Raw genomic sequence first — 3,039 nt, forward strand, 5'->3', positions numbered from 1 at the left:
GTGTAATGCTTTTAATGGTTAAATCACCAGTAATTACTGTATTATCTTCATTGGTTTGATCAACAGCTGTAATGACAAATGTGGCCTCTGGGAACTGATCGGTTGCAAAAAAATCTTCAGAGAATAAATGTCCCGCGAATTGCGCATTGGTTGCAGGGTCAGTAACATCCAATATTACGATAGACGTGGTATCGATAATAAAGCTCCCGTTGCTGAGTTTACCATCGTTTAAGCTTAGTGAACCCGATTTAATCGTGATGGTTCCATTGTGTGCACCGGTAACTTTTTTACCAGTCCAGTTGATGTTGCTTTGAGCGCTTACAATTTCAAATTTTGTAGTTTCCATTTCTTTGTTTTATCAATCGTTAGTGATTTGACAACACAAAGTAAAGGAGGATTTTTACAGGGCTTAGGTGATGTACATCACATTCTGCAAACGTTATTTTTGTGCGTTGTAAAGTCTGCTCAGGGTTTCTCTGGAAACACCCAAATAGGCTGCGATTAAATGTTTAGGCACGAGATTATAGAGTTGAGGATACATGGCCAAAAGTTCCTCGTAGCGGGCTTTGGTATCGTTATTCATAAAAGATAACAGCCTTTTCTGCGAAGCCAGATAGCCCCTGTTTGTTCTCCAACGGAAAAAATGTTCAGCCTGATGAATTTCGCTGCAGATTTTTTCGCGGTCATCGTTAGAAAGACATAATACTTCTGCATCGCTAATACAATCTACGCTTATGGTTGCACGGGTATGGTTGTATAGGGCGCCATAATCTGAAGTCCACCAGGTAGGCATCGCAAACTGCAGGATATACATTTTGATTTCATCGTTGATAAAAAAAGCTTTTAAACAACCCGAGATCACAAAATATTCGTGATCTACCTTGTCTCCCTCGCTAATGATGGCCTGCCCTTTTTTAAAAGACTTTAACTTGAAATGGGAAAATAAATAATCGAACTCTTTGTCGGTTAAAGTAGCGGTTTTTAAAATATGCGCTTTTAGTGTTTCTTTAGGATCCATAGCTTGAAATAAAGGTAAGAATTATTGGGGTTAGTCGGAAGTTGAGGAGTCAGTAGTCCGAAGTCTGGAGTCGATTAAACGATTAATAAATACACTGATTCCTCAATCGAAATGTCAGCCTGAGGCTTAATTTACTGCATAAAAAATCAAGATAATTGACATTTAATTATCGGTCTTGTGCAATATGCTATTCCCCTCTTTCAGAGGGGTGTCCGTAGGACGGGGTGTTTTATTAGTCCTAGCCGGACGGGCTTTTTTCTTTTTGATGTCAAAAAGAAACAAAAAACACCGGCTGAAAATTTTTCTTTCGAAGCCAGTAGATTGGCTTGGGCAGTGCAGTCCGAAAAATTTGTTAGGCCGGATTTAAGTAGAACGAGGATACGGTGCTAAGGCCTAGTTGGGCGGAAATACAAAATCAACATAAAGCACTCATATTTAAATAATTACAAAATAACATCAATAATAGTAGAGTCGAAGGACAAATAATATTTAGTCAGCAGTTGATGAAACGACATATAGTTAACCGACTCAGCAATAACAGAACAACACAATACTTGATTTATAATTTTTTAAATGTAACTTTGTTGCATTGAAATATTCAGTGTACACATATCGCAAAGAAATTTTTGCCCGTATATGGGCGGTATTGCTATTGGCGGTATTTCTTAATGCAACACTAATCGAAAGCCTTCACCATCATGGCGCCGAAAAAACCGGTTACAGCAAGCAAAGCTGTAGTGAGGCGCACCTGCTTAAACAATTGAGTTCGGCAAAGCTAAAATGTAAATTGTGCGAGGTATTGAAACACCGATCGCACTTTTTCGATTTTCCTGCTCCTATTACATTTGCTTTACGCGTAGTTAAACCAACGATTAAACCTTGCGTTTACCTCATGAGGCATCCTGTTGCTTACATCTTATGCTGCGCCAATAAAGGCCCACCTAGCCTAATGGCTTAATCTTCATACAAGAAGTTTCTTTTCATATCCTTCAAATTTACTCTGTTTAACGCACATGCCTGTTTGGTATGCGCCAATATTTTATTATGCTTCAAGCCATTTCATTATCCAAAAATTATCAATCTTACCGCGCCTTAAATCAGCTTAATTTAACCGTTAATCCCGGTGAAGTATTTTGCCTGCTGGGCCAAAACGGTGCCGGAAAAACCACTACCATTAATTTATTTTTAGGTTTTATTGAGCCCAGTAGCGGAAAAATCTTAATCGACAACGAAGAAATCTCCTCGCACGATGACGAACGGCGGAAACATCTGGCCTACATTCCTGAGGTAGTTATGCTTTACAGCAATCTTTCGGCGATCGAAAATCTCGATTACTTTTCTAAACTGGCGGGGTTTAACTATGGTACTTCAAGCTTGATCGGTTTTTTAAAGCAATGTGGTTTACAGGAAGCTGCCAACTACAAACATTTATCGGGCTTTAGTAAAGGCATGCGTCAAAAAGTAGGTATCGCTATTGCACTGGCCAAAAACGCAAAGATTATTTTAATGGATGAGCCAACCAGCGGGCTGGACCCAAAAGCTACAGCAGAATTTACCCAATTGGTTAAACAATTAGCTGCCGAAGGCAAATCAATTCTGATGGCTACGCACGATATTTTTAATGCAGTAAATGTGGGTTCGCACATTGGCATTATGAAACAAGGCGAATTAATCCATACACTTAAAGCCAGCGACATCACTGCAGCTGATCTTCAGGAATTATACTTACAAACTATTTAAAAACAAATCTATTTCATGTACTTAACATATAAAGGCTTTTCTATTTTCCGTGCGCTCTGTTTGCTATTGCTCTTCAGCACATTTAGCCTGATCGCTTTTGCTCAGATTAAGGTGAGTGGAAAAGTGATCGATACCCAAAACCAAGCTATCCAAAAAGCTACCATTAAATTTAAGAATGGGAAAGATCAACTGAATACAAGTAGCGATTCGCTCGGTAATTTCTCAGTTGTTTTACCTAAAATGGCCAATTATACCATCACCATTAGTGCCATAGGCTACAG

The 3,039-nt window shown here is 39.0% G+C and carries 5 protein-coding genes; 3 read left to right on the forward strand and 2 right to left on the reverse strand.

From position 1 onward, the window contains the following. Together AC1DND_RS24220 and AC1DND_RS24225 are read right to left on the reverse strand one after the other, a co-directional pair. Positions 1-346, reverse strand: a 346-nt coding sequence (locus AC1DND_RS24220) for a YceI family protein (RefSeq protein WP_477585120.1), incomplete at its 3' end; no start/stop codon positions are given. 93 nt (positions 347-439) lie between these two features. After that, on the reverse strand, positions 440-1,018 hold the full coding sequence (locus AC1DND_RS24225) for a Crp/Fnr family transcriptional regulator (RefSeq protein ID WP_477585121.1): 579 nt from the start codon (positions 1,016-1,018) through the stop codon (positions 440-442). 601 nt (positions 1,019-1,619) lie between these two features. On the opposite strand from AC1DND_RS24225, the gene AC1DND_RS24230 reads away from it, so the two are divergent. The 3 genes from AC1DND_RS24230 to AC1DND_RS24240 all read left to right on the forward strand — a co-directional run. Next, on the forward strand, positions 1,620-1,976 hold the full coding sequence (locus AC1DND_RS24230; RefSeq protein WP_477585122.1) for a hypothetical protein: 357 nt from the start codon (positions 1,620-1,622) through the stop codon (positions 1,974-1,976). An 86-nt stretch (positions 1,977-2,062) separates the two neighbouring features. Beyond that, entirely contained in the window at positions 2,063-2,758 is a 696-nt protein-coding gene (locus tag AC1DND_RS24235; protein WP_477585123.1) for an ABC transporter ATP-binding protein, read from the forward strand. Between the two features lie 15 nt (positions 2,759-2,773). Then, positions 2,774-3,039: carboxypeptidase-like regulatory domain-containing protein (locus AC1DND_RS24240; RefSeq protein ID WP_477585124.1), on the forward strand; the 266-nt coding region annotated here is incomplete at its 3' end.

The organism is Pedobacter sp. 01N416 (assembly GCF_056399685.1).